Annotated in this window: 5 protein-coding genes and 1 pseudogene; 2 read left to right on the forward strand and 4 right to left on the reverse strand. The window is 55.7% G+C overall.

The window, feature by feature from the left end; all coding sequences use genetic code 11:
* Together R6V78_RS18835 and R6V78_RS18840 are read left to right on the forward strand one after the other, a co-directional pair.
* Window positions 1-895, forward strand: an 895-nt coding sequence (locus tag R6V78_RS18835) for a DEAD/DEAH box helicase family protein (protein WP_410290933.1), incomplete at its 5' end; no start/stop codon positions are given.
* A 21-nt stretch (window positions 896-916) separates the two neighbouring features.
* The gene (locus R6V78_RS18840) at window positions 917-1255 is read left to right on the forward strand and encodes a hypothetical protein (RefSeq protein ID WP_410290934.1); all 339 of its coding nucleotides are present in this window, start codon (window positions 917-919) and stop codon (window positions 1253-1255) included.
* Between the two features lie 73 nt (window positions 1256-1328).
* Here the strand turns inward: R6V78_RS18840 and R6V78_RS18845 are convergent, their stop codons facing one another.
* The 4 genes and pseudogenes from R6V78_RS18845 to R6V78_RS18860 all read right to left on the reverse strand — a co-directional run.
* Window positions 1329-1688, reverse strand: a complete 360-nt coding sequence (locus R6V78_RS18845) for a carboxymuconolactone decarboxylase family protein (protein WP_410290935.1) — start codon at window positions 1686-1688, stop codon at window positions 1329-1331.
* A gap of 148 nt (window positions 1689-1836) precedes the next feature.
* The gene (locus tag R6V78_RS18850) at window positions 1837-2166 is read right to left on the reverse strand and encodes a type II toxin-antitoxin system PemK/MazF family toxin (protein ID WP_410290936.1); all 330 of its coding nucleotides are present in this window, start codon (window positions 2164-2166) and stop codon (window positions 1837-1839) included.
* Complete coding sequence (locus R6V78_RS18855; protein WP_410290937.1) at window positions 2160-2414, reverse strand: AbrB/MazE/SpoVT family DNA-binding domain-containing protein; 255 nt, start codon at window positions 2412-2414, stop codon at window positions 2160-2162. The genes R6V78_RS18850 and R6V78_RS18855 overlap by 7 nt, the downstream gene beginning before the upstream one ends.
* Window positions 2415-2593: 179 nt before the next feature.
* Window positions 2594-2952, reverse strand: a pseudogene (locus tag R6V78_RS18860) (transposase); the annotation flags it as partial.

Here is a 2952-nt window from a genome sequence, read left to right on the forward strand (position 1 = left end):
AACCCTGATCTGGCTTACCGAAGGGCCCGCCGCCGGCCACGTGGGCATCGAGATTCCCGGAGACGGAGGCGATTTTGTGCGCCGGTGCTGCAAGATGGCCACCGGCTCGGGCAAGACCATCGTCATGGCCATGGCCATCGCCTGGCACATTCTCAACAAGGTGGCCAACCCCCAGGACGTCCGCTTCTCCAAACACGTGCTGGTGGTGGCGCCGGGGCTGACGGTGAAAAGCCGCCTATCGGTGCTGGAGCCTTCGGGCGTCGGCAATTACTACGAGGCGTTCAACATCGTGCCGTCATCCTTGCTGGACCGGCTGCGCCAGGGCAAGGTGCTGGTGCGCAACTGGCACGCCTTGGCCTGGGAAAGCGAGGAGCAGCTCAAGAAGCGGCGCAGCGTGGACAAGCGCGGCGCCAAGAGCGACGAGGCCTACACCCGCGAGGTGCTCGGCGAAATGGCCGGCGCCCGCAACCTGCTGGTGATCAACGACGAGGCCCACCATGCCTGGCGCGTCAACTGGGAGGCCGAAGGCAAGTACCTGCGCAGCCGGGACCTGAAGGACAGCGCCCGGGAAGCCTCGGACGCCTTCGCCCTCGATGACAGCGAGAGGGTGACCGCCTGGGCGAAAAACGACCACCTGGGTTTCGAGGTGCAGTACGTCCACCACGGCGTGGTGCGCAAGTATCGCCCGGATTTTATCGTCCGGCTGGCCGGCGGCCGTCACGGCCCACGGCGGATTCGGGTGCTGGCGGGCCGCGGTGGTGAGCCGGCCGGGGGAGATTCGGGATCTGCTCGGGTGAGCGACCTCTCCAATCAGGGATTATGCGCCATTTGTCTCGTGAAAGCGAAAAGACGAGACAGTGCGCAGCTTGTTGAGAATCCGCGAGACGCAACCTGAAAAACCCCGAAGGCAGGTCAGGTGACCATGAAGATCCAGGCGGTGGTGATCACAGGCGTGTTTTTTCTGGCGGCATGGGTCTTGCGGATGATGAATGTCGCTCTTCCGAATTGGTTGCAATACACCGCTCTTGGAATGATCGTATCCTACTGGCTCGTGATGATGATCTTTTTCATGGCAAAGGATGGTTTCCACCGCAGCGCGGAAGACGACGACCCGGAAGCGAAACCGGAAGATCCGCAGATCCTGCGTTTCGCCCTTCTGGTTGTCCTCATTGTGATGTTCGGACTGTTCCTCCACATCCGTTTTTGCTCCTCCGTTCCGGCCGACCATCTACCGTCCTCAACCGTTCCGCGGTAAAGCCCCGCGATAAGCGGAACAACCCGAACCGGTTCACATAAAGCGGCATTCCATCCATATTTCTCTCCCCGGTTTAGCTGGCAGAGCCCTCAGGGAAAAGCGTCGCGACGGTGTCCATGAACACGGTCAGAATCGGCCCGAACGACAGGCTGCCACCCATCAGCAGGCCCACCGAAGCCGTTTCCAGCAGCTCCTGCCGGCTGGCGCCGGCCTCCACCGCCTGGGCCGCGCGGGCGGCCACGCAGTACTCGGAGCCATGGGCAATCCCGATGGCCAGGCACATCAACGTCTTGGTCTTGCGGTCCAGAATCCCCGGTTGCAGCGCGTTTTCATTGAGCCCGGTGAATACCTTCAGGGTTGCCTTGTCGGCCTTGGCAAACCGCCCCACGGCCTCCTTGAATCCGTCGAGAAATTTCTTGGGATCTTCGATCATGGCTTTCTTTCCTCCTTTTTCCAGTGGTAGTAGCGTAGTAGGGGATATAGAATGTCCCGCTTTTACGCGCTTTTACGCTTTTATTGGCCAACGTTTGGCATGAAACGCGACGGCTTTTTGCCGTCGCCTTGATGCCGTGGTTAGCCCCTTAATACGCGAAAAGCTCTTGCAAACAATTGATAATTTTAATCTGCGCGCTTTGGGAAACTATACCAACTCTTTGAATTAACCTGGATTTGTCAACGGCTCTCATTTGGTCAAGCAAGATCAATCCTTTTTTACCCTGAAATGTATATTGAATTCTGGTTGGATAGCTAAATCCTTTGGATGTCATTGGAGCAACAATCGCTGTTTTCAGCGCAGACATTTCATCAGGGGAGATAACAACACAAGGCCTTGTTTTCTTAATTTCAGAACCTAGTGTCGGATCAAGTTGAACCAGCCAAATCTCAAATCTATGAACATCTTTTTTTACCATTCCCAGTCCTCTTCATTTACCAACGGGGCATCCAACCATGCCTGATCCGCTTCGTTAGGTTCTTGGGATTTAAGGGCTTTATCAAATTGTTCTTTCCATCCTTCCCTATTCTTCTTAACAGGTTGAATTAACAATCCGTCGTCGATTATTTTAAATTCCAATTGTTTGTCTTCTAATCGGGCCTGTTCGATTACCGCCTTTGGAATACGGATACCTTGTGAATTTCCTATTCTGATTAAAGTCGCCATTTTCACCTCCAATTGTGGGTATAATGTAATTACATTATACCCACAAAAAATCTATTGTCAAATCCACTGCTGTCCAAAATAACTGAGAACAGGCCGTTTGTCTGTTGAAAAATCCCGTAATTACGGCCGAGTGTAGTAGTGTAGTAGGGGACGTCTCTAACATGTAGTAGGGGACGTCTCTAACTATCTAAATCAATTTTTTTGTCCGCGGCCAAAGACTCGCCCCGCTCAATGGCCTTGCTGACCGCCGCCGTGCTGATGCCGAATCGTCGCGCCATTTCGATGGACGGGAGGCCCAGACGCCGTACCGCCCAGTAGCAGGTCAGCGCCCGGGCCATGGACCGGGGCCTCTGCCGGCCACCGGAAAGCACCTGTTCCGGCGTTGCCCCGCAAACAGCCCCGGCCCGGTGCAGAATACGGTCGAAGTCCCATCCTTCCCGCCGCAGGGCGTAGCGTGTATCAAACGATTCGCGCGATGTGGAAACCACCTTTTCAACGAAACCTGTATCGCCCAGGATGCGACAGTCGCCTTTGGTCC

It is taken from the genome of Desulfosarcina sp. (assembly GCF_046496365.1).
Taxonomy (GTDB): Bacteria; Desulfobacterota; Desulfobacteria; order Desulfobacterales; family Desulfosarcinaceae; genus Desulfosarcina.

What these genes read in the sequence shown, in the direction of transcription:
- R6V78_RS18845 (WP_410290935.1), bottom strand. Translation starts at nt 1,688, where the DNA reads ATGATCGAAGATCCCAAGAAATTTCTCGACGGATTCAAGGAGGCCGTG.
- R6V78_RS18850 (WP_410290936.1), bottom strand. Translation starts at nt 2,166, where the DNA reads ATGGTAAAAAAAGATGTTCATAGATTTGAGATTTGGCTGGTTCAACTT.
- R6V78_RS18855 (WP_410290937.1), bottom strand. Translation starts at nt 2,414, where the DNA reads ATGGCGACTTTAATCAGAATAGGAAATTCACAAGGTATCCGTATTCCA.